The organism is Streptomyces sp. NBC_00386 (assembly GCF_036063235.1).
GTDB lineage: Bacteria > Actinomycetota > Actinomycetes > Streptomycetales > Streptomycetaceae > Streptomyces.
In genome coordinates, this window is record NZ_CP107950.1 from 8987570 (window position 1) to 9006162 (window position 18593).

Genomic DNA, 18593 nt, shown 5'->3' on the forward strand with positions numbered 1-18593 from the left:
ACGCGGATGACGCGGATGACGCGGATGACGCGACGGCGCCCGCCGGCCGGAACGGTCCTTTTCGTGTGACTTCGCCCGGGTGACTTGCCGTGGCACGGTCCGTCACGAGATGGTTGTCGGACGGAAACAATCTGTCGTCCGGAAAGGTGGTGGGCTCGCCGAGCGGGCCCTTGCTCGTGGACACTTCCCAGCAACCTCCCGCCGGCCCGCGTGGCGCCGGTCCGGCCGCCAGGTGGGGTTTCGCCCCCTGTCCCGTGGTGGTCGCCGACCCGTCCGGCGGCGTGGTCGACACGAACGCCGCGGCGGCCACGCTCTTCCCCGACGCGATCGCCGGGGCGTGGCTGGAGGACGTGGTCCCCGCGTGGATGGCCGACGCCCACACCCGGCTGCGGGGCCTCGTGCCCGGGCCACGGAACCCCGGTCCCGGCGCGTCCGTGCACGGCCCGGTCGGCGACCGGACCTTCGAGGCGCATCCCACCCCCACGGACGACGGCGACGTCATGTGGTGGCTGGTCGACGACACCGACCGGCGGCTGGCGGAGGACGCCCTCAGGACCGAACGGGAACGCGCCGCCTTCCTGGCCGGCGCGTCCAGCGCCCTGCTGTCGTCACTGAACGTCGAACGGTGCATGGAGGTGACGGCAGAGCTGGCCGCCGAACACCTCGCCGACGCCGCCGTGATCGTCGCCCCTCCGCGCGGGCGCAAGGTCCAGCTCACGTTCTGCGGGCCCGACGGCTCCGTGGTGCACCGGACGGTGCAGAACGACGTACAGGAGCTGCCGGGGCTCAGTGAGGCCCTGCGCGGATTCCCGCCCGTACCGTCCCGCTGGATCGACCCGGCCACGGTCCCCGGATGGGCCGTGCCGGAGGGGTTCACCGAACCGGTCGGCTCGGCCGTCGTGACCCCGCTGCCCGGCCACGGGGTGCCCGCGGGCGCTCTGATCCTGCTCCGGTCGAGCCACCAGGCCGCCTTCACGGAGAGCGAGGAGATCTTCGCCCGGCTCTTCGCCTCACGCGCCGGAGCCGCCATGTCCGCGGCCCGCATGTACGCCGAACAGGCCGCCATCACGGCGACGTTGATGCGCGAGCTGCTGCCGCCCCGGCTGCACGCGGTGCACGGGGTCGAGTTCGCCGGACGGTACCGCCCCGCGGGCCGGGCCGAACGCGTCGGCGGCGACTTCTACGACGTCCACCCCGCCGCGGACGAGGGACAGGAATCGCTCGTCGTCCTCGGGGACGTCTGCGGCAAGGGACTCGAGGCCGCCGTGCTGACCGGCAAGATCCGCAACACGGTGCAGGCGCTCCTGCCGCTCGCCGACGACCACCAGCGGCTGCTGGGACTGCTCAACGGCGCGCTGATGAACTCCCATCACACCCGCTTCGCCACCCTGGCCATGGCCTCCGTGGTGCGCCGCGCGGGCATCGTGCATCTGCGGGTCACCAGCGCGGGACATCCCGCTCCGCTGATCGTGCGGGCCGACGGCGCGGTCGAACAGGCCGGCACACGCGGGACCCTCATCGGCGCGTTCTGGGACGTCAGTTCCACCACGGCCCGGATCGAACTCGCGCCCGGCGAGACCTGTCTCTTCTTCACGGACGGCATAACCGAGGCCAGGGGAGGGCCGCTGGGGGACGAGTTCTTCGGCGCCCGGCGGCTGGAGACGGCGCTCGCGCAGTGCGCCGGCATGCCCGCCGAGGCCGTGGTGGAGCACATCCAGATGCTCGCCGCGCAATGGGTCGGCCGCGGCGGCCACGACGACATGGCCACGGTCGCGGTCACCGCACCCCACCACGCGCATCTGAGTGCGGTGAACGGCCACACCCGGGGCAGGTACACAGGATGACCCCACCCCTCCCACAGCACGCCGACGCCGTATCACTCGGCCCCGCCCGTGACCTCCTGTGGTCGGCGGTCCACCAGGGCGACGAGCGCCGTGCCGCGGACGTCGTCCTGGACGCACTGGAGTCGTCGGCCGACCCCGAGACCGTTCTGCTCGACCTGATCGCCCCGGTGCAGACGAGAGTCGGCACGGAGTGGGCGGCGAACCGGCTCACCGTCGCCCAGGAACACACCGCCACCGCCATCCACGAGCGGGTCATCGCGGTCCTCGCCCACCACCCGGACCGGCGGAGAGAGGCGCCGACCGGACCGCGTGTCACGGTGGCCTGCGTCGACGGTGAGTGGCACGCCCTGCCGGCCAGGCTTCTCGCGGAGGTGCTGCGGCTGCGCGGATGGCGGGTGGACTTCCTCGGTGCGCACGTACCCACCCCGCATCTCATCGCGCATCTGCACCAGACGGGACCGCGGGCGGTGGCGCTCTCCTCCTCGATCCCCACCCATCTGCCCACCGCGCACATGGCCATCACGGCGTGTCAGGCGGCGGGCGTGCCCGTCATCGCGGGCGGCGCCGCCTTCGGCCCCGACGGCCGCTACGCCCGTGTCCTGGGGGCCGACGGATGGGCCCCCGACGCCAGGGGCGCGGCGGCGGTCCTCGAACGGGGCCTCGACCGTCCAGGCCCCCCGGCCGTCCACCGGACCGTGGACCGTCTGCCGCACCTGGCCGACCAGGAATACACGATCGTCGCCGGGACGACGCACCAGCTCGTCAAGCAGACACTGGCGGACCTGGAGGAGCGGTTCGAGCCGCTGCGCGGTTACACCGAACGGCAGCGGCGGCACACCGCGGAGGACCTCGCGCACATCGTCGAGTACCTGGCCACGTCCCTGTACGTCGCCGACGACGAGCTGTTCACGAGATTCGTCCTCTGGACCGCGGACATCCTGACCGCCCGCCGTGTCCCCGCGCGGAGCCTGGACCCCGCGCTGGACCTGCTGGCCCGGCAACTCAAGGACTTCCCGCGCGCCTGCCGCACGCTGGCCCGCGCGCGCGAGGCGCTCGGAGACCGAACGCCGCTGCCCACGATCCCCGGCCCCGGAAAGCCCGCATGACCACTTCACATTCCCCTGCCTTCACGCTGACCGTCGACGTCCAGCCGGCCGCACTCGTGATCCGGGTCGCCGGAGATCTCGACTACGAGACGTGCGACGAACTGATGAGGGCCGTCGACCAGAATCTCTTCGCCCCCCGGGACTCCGAGGGGCAGTTCCTCGAACTGCGCGTCGACTTCACCGAACTCGGCACCATCGACTCCATGGGCCTTTCCGCCCTGCTGATGATCCGTCGCCGTACGGACGCCGCCGGTGTGCGCCTGTGTCTCGATCAGCGGCCCCGCGGCCTGGACCGGCTGCTGGAGATCACGGGAACGCTGGAGCACCTCACCGCACCCCGCGACGAGAGCGCCGGGGCGCGGAGTCCCGGGACCGGCTGACACGGCGCACGCCCCGGTCACGCACTCGGGCGAACGGCACCGAGCCCGCGTATCAGCACGCCCGATTCATCGAATGCCCGCCGCATAGCGGGGTATTGGCAGCCCTGTGAGACGGCGCGGGGGCGTATCGGCGAACCCGCGAGCTGACGGAGGAAGACATGACGATCGACGAAATCTGGTCGTACGCACCGGAGTTCAACCAGCCCGAAGCCAACGAACTGTCCGGCTACAGCGTCGAGGCGACCGACGGGACGATAGGGCATGTCGACCGGCAGGCCGACGAATCGGGGATGCGGCACATCGTCGTCGACACCGGCGTCTGGGTGTTCGGCAAGAGTGTGCTGGTGCCCGTGGGTGTCGTCGCCGGCATCGACACGGAGTCCCAGAAGATCACCGTCGCGTGCACGCGCGAGGAGATCAAATCGGCGCCGGTGTTCAAGACCGACCGCGAGACCCTGGACCCCGCGTACCTGTCCAGCGTCGGGACCTACTACCGAAGCCTCCCGCCGAGGCAACCCGCATGAGCCCTCGCGCGGTGACGTACGGCGGTGCGCGCGCGGCCGGCCGCCACGGACGAGGTGAGCAGGCGTAGAGGGACCCGCGCGTGGAAGGAGAGCCTCGACCGACTCCGCCGGACACGGGGTCCGGAACGCCGGCCGGACCGGCGCGGAGAGGTGAGGGATGAACAGACGAGGCGTCACGCGGTTCCCGGGGACCGGGCATGTCCGCTGAGCCGGGGCCCAACAGTGTCATCGAGGCGGTCGGCCCGGCACGGCTCCGCCGGTACGGGCCGCGGCTGCCCGCCTTCTGGTGGCCGGCGCTGCGCCGCACCCCGGTCTCGATGTGGAACGACGACGTGTCCGACTGGGCGGCCGCGCTGACGTACTACGCGATCCTCTCGGTGCTCCCGGCCCTGCTGGTCATGGTCGTCGCCTTCGGCCTGATCAGTCCGGATACCGCCGAACAGTTCATCGCGCACGTCACGGCGTACGCGCCCGCGCAGTCGGGGGCCGAACTGCACCAGGCGCTGGGGGAGATGCTGCGGCAGCGGTCCGCCGCCTGGACGCTGCTGGTCACCGGTGCGGCCAGCGCGCTGTGGTCGGCGTCGAGCTACCTGGCGGTGTTCCGCAGGGCTCTGCACCGCATGCACGACACGGCGGACCACCGTTCGGCCTGGCGCACCGCGCACCGGCTGGTGCTGACCGCGCTGGCGCTTCTCGGACTGCTCGTCGTCAGCGCGCTCCTGCTGTTGCTGACCGGCCCCGTGGCCGAGGCCGCCGGCCGTGTCGTCGGGGTCGACGGTCCGGTGGCCGTGGCGTGGAACCTGCTCCGCTGGCCCCTGTTGACGTGCCTGGTGGCCCTGCTGGTCCTCGTCGTGTTCCACACCGGGCCGCCGCCCGCCCGCCGTCGCCGGCACAGCCTGCCCGGCGGCGTCCTGGCCGCCGTCCTCTGGCTGGCCGTCTCGGCCGGATTCGCCTTCTACGCCTCCGTCCTCGGCGCCTACAGCCGGCTCTACGGGTCCCTCGCGGGCCTTGTCGTCTTCCTCGTGTGGCTGTGGCTGTCCAACCTCGCGCTGCTGGCCGGCGCGCAGTTCACGGCCGAACTCGACAAGGCCGCGGCGGCGAGGAACCGGGCGCCAGTCTGAGGTTCACAGGTTTGTTCCGGCCAGGACGGCGCACACGGACTGAGGAAGCCACATCTTGTACGGACGGACGATGGAGGAACTGTGGGCATCATCGCTTGGATTCTGATCGGGTTGCTTGCCGGTGCCATCGCCAAGCTGCTCCTGCCGGGCAAGGACCCGGGCGGGATCATCATCACCATGCTGATCGGGGTGGCGGGCGGCCTGCTGGGCGGCTGGCTGGGCAAGGTCGTCTTCGGCGTCGACTCGATCGACGGGTTCTTCGACCTGTCGACCTGGATCGCCGCCATCGCGGGATCGCTGATCCTCCTTGTTCTGTACCGCGTGCTGACGGGCAACAGCCGGTCGCACCGCCACGCGTGAAGGGGCCCCGGCCCGTTCGACGCGTCATGACTCACGGCCTGGGGCCGGCACCGGAGTTCCCGGTTGCCGGCCCCAGGCCGTACGTCACCCCCCCGGGGCACGCCCGGGGCGCCGCGCCGCCTTCCCACCGCGGCGGGCCTCCTGCCATGATCACCGGAGAACGCGCGGGCCCGCCCCGTCACGGGCTTTCGACGTCCGGACCCGTTCCGGGCCGCCCGGTGCGGGCCGCGCCGCAGCCAGTGAGGAGCCCGAGTGACGTACGACGTCGGCGCGCTGCGCGCCGAGATCCCCGCCCTGGTGTCCGGTGTCGCGCACTTCGACGGGCCGGGGGGCACACAGACCCCGGCCCGCGTGGCCGGTGCGATCGCGGACGCGCTCACCGGCCCGCTGTCGATCCGGGGGCGCCTGACGCCGGGAGAGGTGAACGCGGAGAACCTCGTCCAGGGGTTCCGGCAGGCGGTGGCCGACCTGGTGGGCGGTGATCCGTCCGGAGTCGTCTTCGGCCGCAGCGCCACCCAGCTCACGTACGACGTCGCCCGGGCGCTCGCGAAGGACTGGGCTCCCGGTGACGAGGTCGTCGTCAGCCGTCTCGACCACGACGCGAACATCCGGCCCTGGGTCCAGGCTGCCGAACGGGCCGGCGCCCATGTGCGCTGGGCGGACTTCGACCCGGAGACCGGTGAACTCCCGTCCTCCGCGGTGGGCGCCCTGCTGACCGAGCGCACCCGGCTGGTCGCGGTCACCGCCGCCTCGAACCTGACGGGGACCGTGCCCGACGTCGCCGGGATCGCCCGCCTGGTCCACCGGCACCCACGGGCGCTGCTTCACGTGGACGGGGTGCATTACGCGGCGCACGCCTTCGTGGATCTCGCGCGGCTCGGCGCCGACTTCTTCGTGTGCTCGCCCTACAAGTTCCTCGGCCCGCACCACGGTGTCCTCACCGCGTCCCCGCGGCTGCTGGAACAATTGCGCCCCGACAAACTGCTGCCGTCCACCGACGCGGTTCCCGAGCGGTTCGAACTCGGGACGCTGCCTTACGAGTTGCTCGCCGGCACCACCGCCGCGATCGACGTCCTCGCCGGTCTCTCGGGCGACACGACGGGTGGGCGCCGAGACCGTCTGCGTACGGCCTTCGCGGCGATCGAGCGACACGAGGAAGCGCTGCGCGAACGGTTGGAGGCGGGCCTCGCCGAACTGTCCGGTGTCACGGTCCGCTCCCGCGCGGCCCGTCGTACGCCCACCCTGCTGCTGACGTTCGACGGCCGGGAGGCGGCGCACGCCTCCGTGTACCTGGCGGACCGCGGTGTGCACGCACCCGCCGGATCGTTCTACGCGCTGGAGGCGTCCCGGCACCTCGGACTCGGGGACACCGGGGGCCTGCGGGTCGGGCTCTCGCCGTACAACGACAAGGACGACGTCGACCGGCTGCTGGAGGGCCTGGCGGCTTTCCTGCGGTCGTAGGCGCGGGGTCGGTCTCCCGCGTCGCGGGCCCGGTGCCGGAGTGAGCCGGGCCGGGCCGTGGACGAGCGCGAGGCCGGCCGGTCAGGAGCGCATCGGTGTCGTCGGACCCGTTGCCCGGTCGTCCGGGGCGGTGAGCAGGCGGAGCGCCTCGGCGAGTTGACGCGGACGCAGGAGTCCGGGGCCGGGCTGTGTGTCCCAGCCCGGCCCGCTCAACAGGATGCGGCTCCGGGTTCGTGCTCCCCGTACTCCCCAGCGTGTGGCGGCGAGGTGCCGGGCGAGCGGCAGGTTCGCCGTCGACCACGACTGGGACCACAGGACGACCGCCGGGGGACCGACGCGTTGCACCGCCGCCATGAGTGCCTCGGGCGGGACGGCTCCGCCGAGGGTCACGGCGGGTACGCGCCGTTCCGCGAGCGCCGCGTTGAGGGCCTCCAGGGGCAGGGTGTGCTGTTCGCCCGGAGTGCAGGCCAGCAGGACGGGCGACACCGCGGCGGGCGGTTCGTGCCCCGCCGCGGACACGTAGGCGTGTCGCAGGGTGGCGGAGACGTGCCAGGTCAGAAGGTGCTCGACCTCGACGTAACGGTCTCCCGACGACTCCCATTTGCGGCCCACCACCCGCAGGGCGGGCACCATCACGTCCTCCCAGGCCCTGGCCAGGCCGTGCGTACGGACCGCCGTCGCAAGCCGCTCCTGGACGGCGCGGGCGTCCAGCCGGACGGCGGCACGCGCGAGACCCCGGCCCTCCTGGGCCACGTCCGTCGACGGCAGCCCGGTGCCCGTCGGCGATCCCGTTGTCCCCGGGCCCGGAGCGCCGGTGCCCGCCGACGATCCCGGTGCCATCGGGGCCGGAGCCGTCGACGACCCCTCCGGTATCCGGGCACCGGTCCGCGTACGGGCGGTGGTCCGCGCCCGGGCGGCGAGGGCCGGTGACGCGGCGACGCGGCCGCGAGCCGACTCCTTGGCCGCGCGGGCGGCTTCGGCGGGGGGCAGGCCGGTGGCGGTCAGCCGGCACATCTCCTGGACCATGGCCACGTCGTCGGGCGACCACCGGCGGTGGCGACCGTCCGCCCGCACCGCGGGCCCCAGACCGTACCGCCGGTCCCAGGAGCGCAGCGTCGTGGGCGACACCCCGAGCCTGCGCGCCAGGAAACCCGTCGTCACTCCCACCCCCGTGGTCTCCGGCTCGTCGTCGGCGCTCAGTTCCACGGAGCGGCTCCCGGGAGGACGGTGGACGGCGCTCCGGCGGAGGTGCCCCACCCACGGGTGGAGGGGCCCGGTGCACGGCGGCAGCGGATCATGACGGGCCTCGCCTCGATTCCCGAGCCGTCCGGGACCCGGCCGGTCCGCCGGGCTCACCCCTGCTTCGGCCCGGGGCGGCCCCCCGGATGCGGCGAACCGGCCCGTCGTGCGCCGGGCCGGCCGGCCGGGAGGGGCGGGCGGGTCTCGCGTCCACCGCTCACGTGACCGCGTGGACAGTTCGCGCGCGCTGCGGTGCCATGGCCCAGCGGACCGCCGAGGTGAAGGCGCTGCCGAGCGGACGTACGCACACACTGTCCACCAACGGCAGCCGGGGCAGCCGGAGTTCGGCGGCGGCCCAAGCGGGCAGCAGGGACACCGCGTTCGCGGCGAGCACCCCGTACGGCAGGCGGGCCACGAGCGGCACCGGCGGGTCCAGCAGGAGAAAACGCGCGGCGTCGCGGGCCTGTGCCGTCGCGCGCACCTCGCCGCGGTACGCGTTCAGCCGGTCCGCGAGCTCGGCACGGTTCGTGGGCGGGTCCAGGACGCCCAGCGCGGAGGCGACGCGGGCCGTGTCCGCCACGTAGGCGTCGCAGTCGGCCGCGGAGAGCGGCCGCGAGCCGTACCGCTGATGCGCGCGCAGGAAGCTGTCGATCTCCGCGACGTGGACCCAGCCGAGGAGGTGGGGATCCGCCGCGTGATACGGCGTTCCCTCCGAGGTCACACCGCGCACCCGCTCATGGACCGCCCGTACCCGGTCGCAGGCGTCCTGGGCGCTCTCGGCCGTGCCGTATGTCGTCACCGCGAGGAAGGTGCTGGTGCGCTGGAGTCTTCCCCACGGGTCCCCGCGGAAGCCCGAGTGCGCGGAGACGGCGGCCATGGCGAGTGGGTGCAGCGACTGGAGCAGCAGCGCGGAGAGGCCGCCGATGAACATCGACGCGTCCCCGTGCACGGTGCGGATGGGGCGGTCCGGGCCGAACCAGCGGGGTCCGGGCGTGCCGTGGATACGGGCGCGGTTCTTCGGTCCGTCCGGGCCTGCGACGCGGGTGAACAGGGCACTGCCCAGCCTTTCCCGCACTCCGCCGCCGTTTGCTCCGGTCACTCTCATAGGGCACCGGCCTCCTCCGCGTCGTGCTCCGTCGCGCCCGCGGCCTGTTCCGGACCGGCCTGTCCGGGACCGCGGCCGTGGCATCCGGGGTCGCCCGCGGACCGGCGGAAGCACCCTTCAGCATGGCCGAACCGGGGGAGGAAAGTCCACGGGCCCCATCGGTCACCGAATGATGCCGGCGCCGGCGAGCGGGACCGACGCTCACGGGTCGCCGCCTCACAGGGTGATACGGGTGCCCCATGCCCCGGCGCGGGCGACGGTGTCGGCGACATGGGCGGCCGCGACGTCCAGAGCGGCGTGGCCGGTCGACTTGAACAGCGTGAGTTCGTCCTCGTCGCGCCGCCCGGGGTGTTCGCCGCCGAGGACCGAGCCGAGGAGCGTCACGCGCCGGTCGGACGGGAGGTCCTGCAACTCGTGGGCGCCGGAGGGGGGTCGGGTCGTGGCGGCGCCGTGCCATTCGGCGAAGAGGGTGGCGTCCCGGACCGTCTCGGCGTCCAGCTCGGGCCCGTGGGAGCCGCCCACCGAGCTGACGTGGGTGCCGGGGGCGAGCCATGCGCGACGGATCACCGGGAGGACGGCGCCGGTGCAGCAGAACACCGTGCCGGCCCCGCGTACCGCGCCCTCGATGTCCTCCGCCACGCTGCCGGCGGGGTGGAGCGCGGCGGCGCTCCCGGCGCGCCCGGGATCGCGGCCCGCGACGGAGACGGGGGTCTCGGGATCCACGGCCGCGAGCAGTGCGATCTGGGCGCGTGCCTGCGCGCCCGTCCCGATGACGGCGACCCGCTCGGCGTCCGGGCGGGCCAGCGCGCGGGCGCTCAGTGTGGCCGTCGCCGCGGTACGGATCTCGGTGAGGGGCTCCGCGTCCATCAGGGCCAGCGGACGGCCGTCGGTCTCGTCGAAGAGCGCGACGATCCCCCGGTGGCTGCTGCGACCCGGCCGTGCCGGGTCGGCGAACACCGAGACCAGCTTGGCCGCGAGCCCGAGACCGGGCACATGGCCGGGCATCGCGCCGAGCAGGCCGTGCGGGGTGTGCGCGGCGATCCGCGGCGGTACGGAGACCTCGTCGCGGCCGATGGCGACGAGGGCCGTGGCCACGGCGTCCAGGACGCGCCGCGGATCGAGTGCGGCGCGCGTCTGCGCCCCGTCGAGGAAGAGGATCTCGCTCATGCCGGGCCTTCGGTGGACGGGGACGGGGAGGCGTCGGGGGAGGGGGAGAGGGGGAGGGGGGCGGACGTGGTCAGGGACGGGGACGAGGGCAGGGGCGACGCTTGGCCGGTGGCCCCGGTGGCCCCGGTGGCCCCGGTGGCCTGGGGGACTTCGGTGACTTCGGTGACTTCGGAGGTTCCGGGGCCGGCGAGGATCCGCGCCAGTTCCTCCGTCGCCTCGCGCAGTCGCTCCCGCAGACCGGGAAGCCGGGCCTCGCCGAAGTCGGGGCCCAGTCCGACCAGGGTGAGGGCGCAGACGGGGGCGCCCGGACGCGTGACCACGGCGCGGGCGAGCGAGGCGACCGGCTGCTCGTTGCGCCCGTACTCGACGGCGAATCCGGTGCGTTCGGCGTCCTCGATGTCGGCCAGCAGCCCGTCGGGTCCCTCCAGCGGATACCCGGACTCCTCCGCGGCGCGCAGATAGGGGACCCGGTCGGCCGGGGAGAGGGCGGCGACCAGGGCGAGCGGGCCGGCGAACCGGTGAACGGGCAGGGCCTGGCCGGTCAGACTGCTGATCATCGCCAGACGGTCGGGCCGTACGACGTCGATCACGCGGGACCGGTCGACCTCGGGCACCTGAAGGTTGACCATCATTCCGGTGCGCTCGGACAGCGCCGCGAGAACCGGCCGCGCGAGGGCGCCGAGCGAGTTCCGGGCCGCCGAGGACGACAGTTGCAGGACTGCCGTGCCCGGCAGATAGCGGTCGCCGGCGCGCAGTACCCAGCCGCGCCGGACCAGGTCGACGAGCACGCGGTAGGCGGTCGCGCGATGCAGCCCGACCTCCTCGGCGAGGTCGACGAGACGCGGGGGCTGGGACGCACGGGCCACGGCCTCGACCAGGTCCAGGGCCTTGTCCACCGCGGTGCGGGGTGCTGCGGGCAATTCCGGCCCCTCCTTGTGACGACGTGAGATGCGAGCGTACGGTAGCGCATGTTGCGAGAGACGATACGTCTGTTACGTAGAGCGTAACAAGATCCATCAAGCGGCCCATCGGTCCGGACGGCGGCGGCTGCCGGGTCCGGGCACAGCGACTACTGAGGTGAAGATGACGGACGAGACTTCGGGCGCACCGGCCCCGCACGCGCCCGCGGTGAAGGGCGCCGTCGCGGTGTACCGCGGCGCGACACTGTTCGACGGAACCGGCGCTCCGGCCCGCGGCTCGACGTCGATCGTGATCGACGGCCAGGTCATCCGTGCCGTCGGCGACGACGCCGTGATCGCCGGGACCCTGCCCGCCGACGCCCAGGTCTTCGACCTCGACGGACGTTTCGTCATCCCCGGTCTGATCGACGCCCACCAGCACATCGCGACGCCGCCGGACCGGCCCGTCGCCGAGGCGGTGCTGCGCCGGCTCGTCCACAGCGGCGTCACGGCCATCCGCGACATGGCCGACGACCTGCGCCAGGTGGGCGACCTCGCGAGGGCGACGCTCGTCGGCGAGATCCCCGGCCCGGACATCCGCTATGCCGCCCTGATGGCGGGACCCGGCTTCTTCGACGACCCGCGCACCCACCAGGTGTCCCAGGGCGAGACACCCGGTGCCGTTCCGTGGATGCAGGCGATCACGAAGGACACCGACCTGCCGATCGCCGTCGCCCTGGCGCGCGGGACCCATGCCTCCGCGATCAAGGTGTACGCGGATCTCGACCACGCCACCGTCGCCGCGATCACCGAGGAGGCGCACCGCCAGGGCATCCCCGTCTGGGCCCACGCCACCGTCTTCCCGGCCTCGCCCGGCGAGATCGTCGCGGCCGGCGCCGACAGCGTCTCGCACGTCACCCTGCTCGCGTTCGAGGGCACGGACGAGCCGCTGACCAGCTACAAGACCAAGCCGAAGGTCGACCACGAGCGGTTCGCCGCCGGTGACGACCTCCGTGTCGAGGAACTGTTCGCCCTGATGAGGCAGCGGGGCACGGTCCTCGACGCGACCGCGGGCATGTGGGCGAGCGAGGCCCTCGCGGGCGAGGGTCCCGAGGACGCGGCGCGGGCGGCGGCCAACACCGAGCTCGCCGCCGTGCTCACCGCCCAGGCCCACCGGGCCGGTGTGGAGATCGCGACGGGCACGGACTACGAGACCGACGCCGAGGACCCCTTCCCCGCCCTGTACGACGAGCTGGCGTTCCTCGTCGACCGCTGCGGGATGTCGCCCGCGCAGGTGCTGCGCTCGGCCACGCTGATCGGTGCCCGGAGCGCCGGCGCCGAGGACGTCATGGGCACCGTCGAAGCGGGCAAGCTCGCCAACTTCGTCGTCCTGGAGGACGATCCGCTGCGGGACATCGCGCACCTGCGCAGCGTCACGCTGACCGTCAAGCGCGGCCGACGCTTCGAGCGCCTGGACTTCGACGGCGCCGCCCCCGGCGCCGGGCGGCCCGAAGGCGCTCAAGGCTCCGGGTCCGATGAGCCCGCCGCGACCCACCCCGTCGACGTGAACCGCCCCGCCGAGTCGACCCACTCTGTCGAGGAGACCCGATGACCGACCTTCCCATGATCATCAACGCGCTCGGGCAGCTCGACAATCCGAACGCCCCGCAGTCGGCCGAGGCCGCCGCGCAGCTCAACCCCTCCAGCGAGCAGATGACCGTCGACGCCCGCACACTGGCCGACGCCCACGCCTCCGGCCTCACCGCCGTCAACATCACCCTCGGCTACACGATGGGCGATCTGCCGCCCTACGAGCACACGCTGCACGAGATCGCGGTATGGGACGGGATCATCCGGGACAACGCGGCCGACCTTCTCAAGGTCCGTACGGTCACGGACATCCGCCGGGCCAGGGAGGAGCGCCGGATCGGCGTCATCTACGGCTTCCAGAACGCCGTCGCGGTCGGCGACGACGTCGGGCGTGTCGCCACGTTCGCCGATCTCGGCGTCCGGGTCGTCCAGCTCACGTACAACCAGGCCAATCACATCGGTGACGGGTCCATGGCGCCGGAGAACCGGGGCCTGACCGACTTCGGCCGCAGCGTCGTGGAGGCCCTCGACGAGCACCACCTGATGGTCGACCTCTCCCACAGCGGCGAGCGCACCTGTCTGGAGGCAGCCAAGGCGGCGCGGCTCCCCGTGTCGATCAACCACACCGGCTGCCGCGCGCTCGCCGATCTCCCCCGCAACAAGACGGACGAGGAACTGCGCCTGGTGGCCTCGCGCGGCGGCTTCGTGGGCATCTACTTCATGCCCTTCCTGAACGTGTCGGGTCACGCGACGGCCGCCGACGTCGTGGAACACATCGTCCACGCGGTCAACGTGTGCGGCGAGGACCACGTAGGCATAGGCACCGACGGGACCGTGACGTCCATCGACGACCTCGACGCGTACCGCTCGCATCTCGCCGAGCATGTGGCCCTGCGGCGCCAGGCGGGTGTCGGGGCGGCGGGGGAGCGCGACGACACGCTTCCCTTCGTGCTCGACCTGCGCGGAGTGGACCAGTTCCGGGAGCTCGTCCGTCTTCTGGAACAGCGCGGCTACACCTCGGAGCGCATCGAGAAGATCCTCGGCAGGAACTTCCTGGACTACGCGGACCGGGTGTGGGCCCCGGAGGCCGCCCGGTAGCCGGCTCCGGAAACCGGGCGGAGTGGGGTGGCGGGCGGTCGGACCGGATCCGCCCGCGGCCCCCGTTCCCGGTCATCCGGCCGTCCTGTCATCCGAATGCCGGAGTCCCGTCACCCTCACCCGTACGAGCGGGCCCCGGCCGGCACGCCCGCCCTCGCGGCCGCCGGATCGAGTCTCATGACGAGCGGTGGCGGTTGAATCGGTTGTTTGTGCAACTGAATCGAGTGTTTGGGCTTGCTTCGGCACCGCATACGTTCGTACGCTGGCCGAATCCGCTCGCCGAACGTGTCGTCGACCGAGCTCGCCGACCGGGTTCACCGACAGAGGAGCCCTTGATGGACCGCACACGCCTGCACCAGCTCCTGGCTCGGGAGAGCGCCGAGGCGGAGCGTCGCAACCCGCGGTCCAGAGCCGCGTACGAGCGCGCCGAGCACCTGTTCGGCAGAGTGCCGATGACCTGGATGAACAAGACCGCCGGGGCCTTCCCGCGCTATCTGGACAGCGCCCGCGGCGCCCGCGTCACCGACATCGACGGGCACGAGTACATCGACTTCTGTCTCGGCGACACGGGCGCGATGGCCGGTCACTCACCCGAGGTGGTCGCCGAGGCGGTGCGGACGCGGTTCGCCGAGAGCGGCGGCGCGACCGCGATGTTGCCCACCGAGGACGCGGAATGGGTGGGCGCCGAACTGACGCGCCGCTTCGGTCTCGCGCGCTGGAGCTTCTCGCTCACCGCGACCGACGCCAACCGCTGGTCCATCCGCCTGGCACGGGCGGTCACCGGCCGTCCGAAGATCCTGGTGAACAGCTACAGCTACCACGGCAGCGTCGACGAGTCGCTGATCGTCGTCGGCCCGGACGGACACGGCACAGCCCGCCCCGGAAACGTCGGCGCTCCCTGCGACGTCACCCTCACCAGCCGCGTCGCGGAGTTCAACGATCTGGAGCAGCTGGAGCGCGAGCTCGCGCACGGCGACGTCGCCGCCGTCCTCATGGAGCCCGCGCTCACCAACATCGGCATCGTGCTGCCCGAGCCGGGCTACCTGGAGGGCGTCCGTGCCCTGACGCGCCGCTACGGAAGCCTCCTCATCAACGACGAGACGCACACCTTCTCCGCCGGCCCCGGTGGCTGCACCGCCGCATGGGGCCTGGAGCCGGACATGCTCACGATCGGCAAGGCGATCGGCGGAGGAATTCCGGCCGGCGCGTACGGGCTCTCGGCCGAACTCGCCGACAAGCTGCTCGGCCGCGCCGATCTGGACCTGGTCGACATGGGCGGTGTCGGCGGCACCCTCGCCGGGAACGCCCTCTCCACCGCGGCGACGCGCGCGACCCTGGAACACGTCCTCACCGACGCCGCGTTCGACACGATGGCCAAGCTCTCCGAACGCTTCGAGGCGGGTGTGCGGGCGGGGATCGACACCTGGGGCCTGCCGTGGTCGGTGAGCCGGCTCGGAGCCCGTACGGAATACCGGTTCGCCGATCCCGCGCCGCGCACCGGAACGGAATCGGCCGCGGCGGCGGACACCGAGCTGGAGGACTTCCTCCACCTGTACCTCGCCAACCGGGGCATCCTGCTGACCCCGTTCCACAACATGGCGCTCATGTGCCCGGCGACCACCGAGGAGGACGTGGACCGGCACACCGAGGTCTTCGCCGCCGCCCTGGCCGAACTGGTCGGCTGAACGGCCCCGTTAACCTTGGACCGGGTCAGCCGGAGAGGAACAGCGTGGACGAGATCGACCGGGCCATCCTGCGCGAACTGCAGATCGACGGCCGTATCGCCTATGCCGAACTCGGCCCCAAGGTCGGGCTGTCCGCGTCGGCGGCCCGCCAGCGCCTGCAACGCCTGCTCGACTCGCAGGCGGTCCAGGTCGTCGGCGTCACCGACCCGATGGGCATGGGCGGACAGGCGATGGCCCTGCTCGGCATCGCCGTCGACGGCGACCCCCGAGCGGTCGCCGACGCGCTGGCCGAACGGGCCGAGGTCGTCTACGCGGTCCTGACGTCGGGCGGCTTCGACCTGTTCGCCGAGGTCGTGTGTCCCGGACCGCGGGATCTGCTGGACTTCGTCAACGACGTCGTACGGCAGATCGAAGGCGTCCGGCAGGTGCAGTCGTTCCCCTACTTCGGGATCCACACGCACCGGTTCCTGTGGAACGTGGGCTGAGCACACCCCGCCCCGGCCACCGAACCGTGCCTCCGCCGCGGCCACGTGCGACAGCCTCCGCCCCGGCCACCGTGCCATGCCCCCGCCCCGGCCAACCGCGCGACTCCTCACCGCGGCTACCGCGCCCCGCTCCGGGCCGCCTTCTTGCCGGGCGTCGAGATCCGCACCCCCAGCGGGCGGGCCAGACCGATCACGCCTTCGTCGAGACGCTGCAGATGGCGCAGGACGCGACCCGTGACGCGGTCGTGCCGGGGCGAGTCCGGCGTGTCCAACTCCAGCATGGCGGCGAGGCTCGCCCCGGTCTCCGCGACACCGTCCCCGGCGTCCGCCGCCACCCGGGCGACGAGGACGTCGATGTTGTGGCTGATCCGGCGGCCCGCCAGTTTGAGCCGGGGATCCGCGGCGACCGACCTGCTGTACGGGAGGAGTTCGGCCGTCGCGGCGAGGGACCGCGCGTGATAGGCGCACGTCTCCAGCAGGGCGACGATGTAGCGGGCGGTCTGACGACGGGCCCGCCACGGCGTGATGGGGTGGGTCAGCGGTTTGGTGGAGGCCCGCAGTTTGTCCAGGGCCATGTCCAGCTCGCGGGCCTTGCCCAGCAGATCGAGGGCGATACCGCCGCTGAGCTGCTCCACCGCCGCGCCGCTGACGTCCCCGAGCCGGACGAGCACGGCGGCGAGGAGTTCGTCCGTACGGCGGTCGGTCTGCACCGGAAGGACCACGATGGCCGCGACCATCCCGCAGATCGCGCCGAGCGCAGTCTCCTCGATGCGCAGGACGAGCACCGCTGGACTGTAGGTGTTGAGCACCGTGTACAGCAGCCCCAGCATCGCCGTCACGAAGAAGGACATCAGGACGTACGACACAGGGGCGGTGAAGTACATGGCGAAGATGAACAGCAGGACCAGGGTGAACGCGGTCCAGGTGTGGCCACCCACCAGGCCTGCCAGAAGGACACCCGCGACCACACCGAGGATCGTCCCCAGCAGTCGGCGATAGCCCTTCACCAGGATCTCCCCGGTCGAGGAGGTATTCAGGAAGACGACCCAGCACGTCAGCACCGCCCAGTACCACCGTTGCGGGGAGAGCAGTTCCCCGCCGACGATGGCCAGGGTCGACCCGACCGAGACCTGTACCGCCGCCCGGGTCGTCGGCCGGTCCAGTCCCGTGGGGTGCGGCTCGTCGTCTTCGCCCTCCTCGGCGGCGATGGAGGCGTCCTCGGCGTCCAGTTCCTCGCGGGAACGTTTCGTCTCGGGGGAGTCGTCGGATTCGTCCTGGGGGCCGTCGAGCGCCAGCCGCAGTCCGAGGGCGGCCCGCGTCGCCTCGCCGATGCCGCGGAAGACGTCCTGCACGGCCGCCGGGGCGTGCGGCAGGTTCTCCTCGTCCCGGTAGCCGAGCAGCCGGTTGCGGAGCTGGGCCACCCCGGCGCCGCGCTCACCCGAGACCGGGCCCACGACGAGTACTTGCAGTGCTTCGAGGTCGCGGTGCAGCGTCGCGATGGTGTCGTCCTGCTTCCGGAGCCGGTCTCCCGGCGCGGGCAGCGGCGCGTGCGGCAGGTGCAGGGCGAGCGTGTCGGCCTGTTCGGCGCTGCGCGCGGTGAGGATGAGGACGCCGAGCCGTTCCGCGGCGATCTCTGCTTCGGCGACCCGTCGTTGAAGCAGCGAGGCGGTCGCGCCGTTGGCGGTTCCCTCGTCCAGGCGGTCCTGGATCATCATCGCGCTCTCGTGCAGTCGCGCGGTGTGCAGCCGTACGTCGTCCAGGGCCTTCTCGACCTCGTCCTGACCGGCGTCGAGAAGGTCGATCTGGACGGACACCAACTGGGCCACGCGAGCCCGGAACGCCTTGCGCAGCCGTCCCAGGACCCGCTCGGTCGACTCGGCGATCACGGCGAAGCGCACCAGGGCGCTGCAGGCGAAGCCGATGGCCAGTGTCGCCCAGAGTTCGGGAAGGGAGGCGTAGGTCGCTCCGCCGAACAGGGACAGGAAGTAGATCTGGAAGGCGATCAGTCCGAGCGCCGTACCGCGGTCTCCGTACCGGCGGCAGTAGACCGCGGCGAAGATCAGGGCGACGAAGCACGCGTCGCTCGCGACCGAATGATTGCGCAGCAGCGCACCGAGCGACATCGCCATCACCGCCACGGGCAGGCCGAGCGCCAGCGTGACGGCCTGTTCGCCGCGGTGTTTCTCCTTGATGGAGAACGTGGCGACCATGGCGGTCATGGCTCCGGTCACCATGCGGCTGGGACCGGAGCCCATCAGGCCGAGGACGGCGAGAGTGAGGGCGATCGCACCGACGGTCCGCAGTCCGGCCATGAGCCGCAGCAGGCCCGGGTCGGATGCCACGAACCGGTTCCAGATCGCCACTCGGTTCGGCCGAGTCACTGTCCTCACGCTGCCGTCGTTCCCTGCTCCCAGGTCATGATCCGGTACTTCAGCATGGCACCTCGCGGCGTTCTGCGCCGGATGGTGCCCAGGCGTCCCGCCTCGCGGAGGGTGCGAGCGACCTCTTGTGGGAGCGCTCCCATACGAG

The 18593-nt window shown here is 72.5% G+C and carries 17 protein-coding genes; 11 read left to right on the plus strand and 6 right to left on the minus strand.

Annotated elements, in window-relative coordinates; all coding sequences use genetic code 11:
• Positions 1-254: 254 nt before the first annotated feature.
• The 7 genes from OG780_RS39300 (at position 255) to OG780_RS39330 (ending at position 6796) form a co-directional block, all read left to right on the plus strand.
• Positions 255-1844: a PP2C family protein-serine/threonine phosphatase gene (locus OG780_RS39300; protein ID WP_328456402.1), complete on the plus strand. Its 1590-nt coding sequence runs from the start codon at positions 255-257 to the stop codon at positions 1842-1844.
• On the plus strand, positions 1841-2950 hold the full coding sequence (locus OG780_RS39305; protein ID WP_328456404.1) for a cobalamin B12-binding domain-containing protein: 1110 nt from the start codon (positions 1841-1843) through the stop codon (positions 2948-2950). The genes OG780_RS39300 and OG780_RS39305 overlap by 4 nt, the downstream gene beginning before the upstream one ends.
• Positions 2947-3330 carry an STAS domain-containing protein gene (locus tag OG780_RS39310; protein WP_328456406.1) on the plus strand — a complete coding sequence of 128 codons (384 nt, stop codon included), beginning with the start codon at positions 2947-2949 and terminating at the stop codon, positions 3328-3330. Before OG780_RS39305 ends, OG780_RS39310 begins: the two co-directional genes overlap by 4 nt.
• A gap of 158 nt (positions 3331-3488) precedes the next feature.
• Positions 3489-3854 carry a PRC-barrel domain-containing protein gene (locus OG780_RS39315; RefSeq protein ID WP_328456408.1) on the plus strand — a complete coding sequence of 122 codons (366 nt, stop codon included), beginning with the start codon at positions 3489-3491 and terminating at the stop codon, positions 3852-3854.
• 197 nt (positions 3855-4051) lie between these two features.
• A complete protein-coding gene (locus OG780_RS39320; protein ID WP_443062267.1) occupies positions 4052-4975 on the plus strand; it encodes a YihY/virulence factor BrkB family protein in 924 nt (307 codons plus the stop codon).
• Between the two features lie 81 nt (positions 4976-5056).
• On the plus strand, positions 5057-5335 hold the full coding sequence (locus OG780_RS39325; protein WP_326789817.1) for a GlsB/YeaQ/YmgE family stress response membrane protein: 279 nt from the start codon (positions 5057-5059) through the stop codon (positions 5333-5335).
• Between the two features lie 252 nt (positions 5336-5587).
• Entirely contained in the window at positions 5588-6796 is a 1209-nt protein-coding gene (locus OG780_RS39330; protein WP_328456410.1) for a cysteine desulfurase-like protein, read from the plus strand.
• Positions 6797-6877: 81 nt separating this feature from the next.
• On the opposite strand, the gene OG780_RS39335 is transcribed toward OG780_RS39330, so the two are convergent.
• The 4 genes from OG780_RS39335 to OG780_RS39350 all read right to left on the minus strand — a co-directional run bounded on the left by OG780_RS39335 (position 6878) and on the right by OG780_RS39350 (position 11227).
• Complete coding sequence (locus OG780_RS39335) at positions 6878-8002, minus strand: MerR family transcriptional regulator (protein ID WP_328456412.1); 1125 nt, start codon at positions 8000-8002, stop codon at positions 6878-6880.
• 250 nt (positions 8003-8252) lie between these two features.
• Complete coding sequence (locus OG780_RS39340; RefSeq protein ID WP_328456413.1) at positions 8253-9140, minus strand: oxygenase MpaB family protein; 888 nt, start codon at positions 9138-9140, stop codon at positions 8253-8255.
• Positions 9141-9356: 216 nt separating this feature from the next.
• Positions 9357-10307 (minus strand): ornithine cyclodeaminase family protein, encoded by a 951-nt coding sequence (locus OG780_RS39345; protein ID WP_328456415.1) that lies wholly within the window; start codon positions 10305-10307, stop codon positions 9357-9359.
• Positions 10304-11227 (minus strand): IclR family transcriptional regulator, encoded by a 924-nt coding sequence (locus tag OG780_RS39350; protein ID WP_328456417.1) that lies wholly within the window; start codon positions 11225-11227, stop codon positions 10304-10306. Before OG780_RS39350 ends, OG780_RS39345 begins: the two co-directional genes overlap by 4 nt.
• 163 nt (positions 11228-11390) lie before the next feature.
• Here OG780_RS39350 and OG780_RS39355 point away from each other — a divergent pair, with 163 nt between their 5' ends.
• From OG780_RS39355 to OG780_RS39370, 4 genes are all read left to right on the plus strand, one after another.
• A complete protein-coding gene (locus OG780_RS39355; protein WP_328456419.1) occupies positions 11391-12818 on the plus strand; it encodes an amidohydrolase family protein in 1428 nt (475 codons plus the stop codon).
• On the plus strand, positions 12815-13894 hold the full coding sequence (locus OG780_RS39360) for a dipeptidase (RefSeq protein WP_328456421.1): 1080 nt from the start codon (positions 12815-12817) through the stop codon (positions 13892-13894). Before OG780_RS39355 ends, OG780_RS39360 begins: the two co-directional genes overlap by 4 nt.
• Before the next feature lie 335 nt (positions 13895-14229).
• Positions 14230-15579: a transaminase gene (locus OG780_RS39365; protein ID WP_328456423.1), complete on the plus strand. Its 1350-nt coding sequence runs from the start codon at positions 14230-14232 to the stop codon at positions 15577-15579.
• 44 nt (positions 15580-15623) lie between these two features.
• On the plus strand, positions 15624-16064 hold the full coding sequence (locus OG780_RS39370) for an Lrp/AsnC family transcriptional regulator (RefSeq protein WP_328456425.1): 441 nt from the start codon (positions 15624-15626) through the stop codon (positions 16062-16064).
• 116 nt (positions 16065-16180) lie between these two features.
• On the opposite strand, the gene OG780_RS39375 is transcribed toward OG780_RS39370, so the two are convergent.
• Together OG780_RS39375 and OG780_RS39380 are read right to left on the minus strand one after the other, a co-directional pair.
• Entirely contained in the window at positions 16181-18454 is a 2274-nt protein-coding gene (locus OG780_RS39375) for an FUSC family protein (protein WP_443062268.1), read from the minus strand.
• Positions 18451-18588, minus strand: a complete 138-nt coding sequence (locus OG780_RS39380) for a hypothetical protein (protein WP_328456427.1) — start codon at positions 18586-18588, stop codon at positions 18451-18453. The genes OG780_RS39375 and OG780_RS39380 overlap by 4 nt, the downstream gene beginning before the upstream one ends.
• Positions 18589-18593: the final 5 nt, after the last annotated feature.

Excerpts from the sequence above, each read along its gene's own strand:
- OG780_RS39345 (WP_328456415.1), bottom strand. The coding sequence starts at position 10,307 with ATGAGCGAGATCCTCTTCCTCGACGGGGCGCAGACGCGCGCCGCACTC.
- OG780_RS39305 (WP_328456404.1), top strand. The coding sequence starts at position 1,841 with ATGACCCCACCCCTCCCACAGCACGCCGACGCCGTATCACTCGGCCCC.
- OG780_RS39315 (WP_328456408.1), top strand. The coding sequence starts at position 3,489 with ATGACGATCGACGAAATCTGGTCGTACGCACCGGAGTTCAACCAGCCC.
- OG780_RS39340 (WP_328456413.1), bottom strand. The coding sequence starts at position 9,140 with ATGAGAGTGACCGGAGCAAACGGCGGCGGAGTGCGGGAAAGGCTGGGC.
- OG780_RS39360 (WP_328456421.1), top strand. The coding sequence starts at position 12,815 with ATGACCGACCTTCCCATGATCATCAACGCGCTCGGGCAGCTCGACAAT.
- OG780_RS39365 (WP_328456423.1), top strand. The coding sequence starts at position 14,230 with ATGGACCGCACACGCCTGCACCAGCTCCTGGCTCGGGAGAGCGCCGAG.
- OG780_RS39355 (WP_328456419.1), top strand. The coding sequence starts at position 11,391 with ATGACGGACGAGACTTCGGGCGCACCGGCCCCGCACGCGCCCGCGGTG.
- OG780_RS39320 (WP_443062267.1), top strand. The coding sequence starts at position 4,052 with ATGTCCGCTGAGCCGGGGCCCAACAGTGTCATCGAGGCGGTCGGCCCG.
- OG780_RS39310 (WP_328456406.1), top strand. The coding sequence starts at position 2,947 with ATGACCACTTCACATTCCCCTGCCTTCACGCTGACCGTCGACGTCCAG.
- OG780_RS39380 (WP_328456427.1), bottom strand. The coding sequence starts at position 18,588 with ATGGGAGCGCTCCCACAAGAGGTCGCTCGCACCCTCCGCGAGGCGGGA.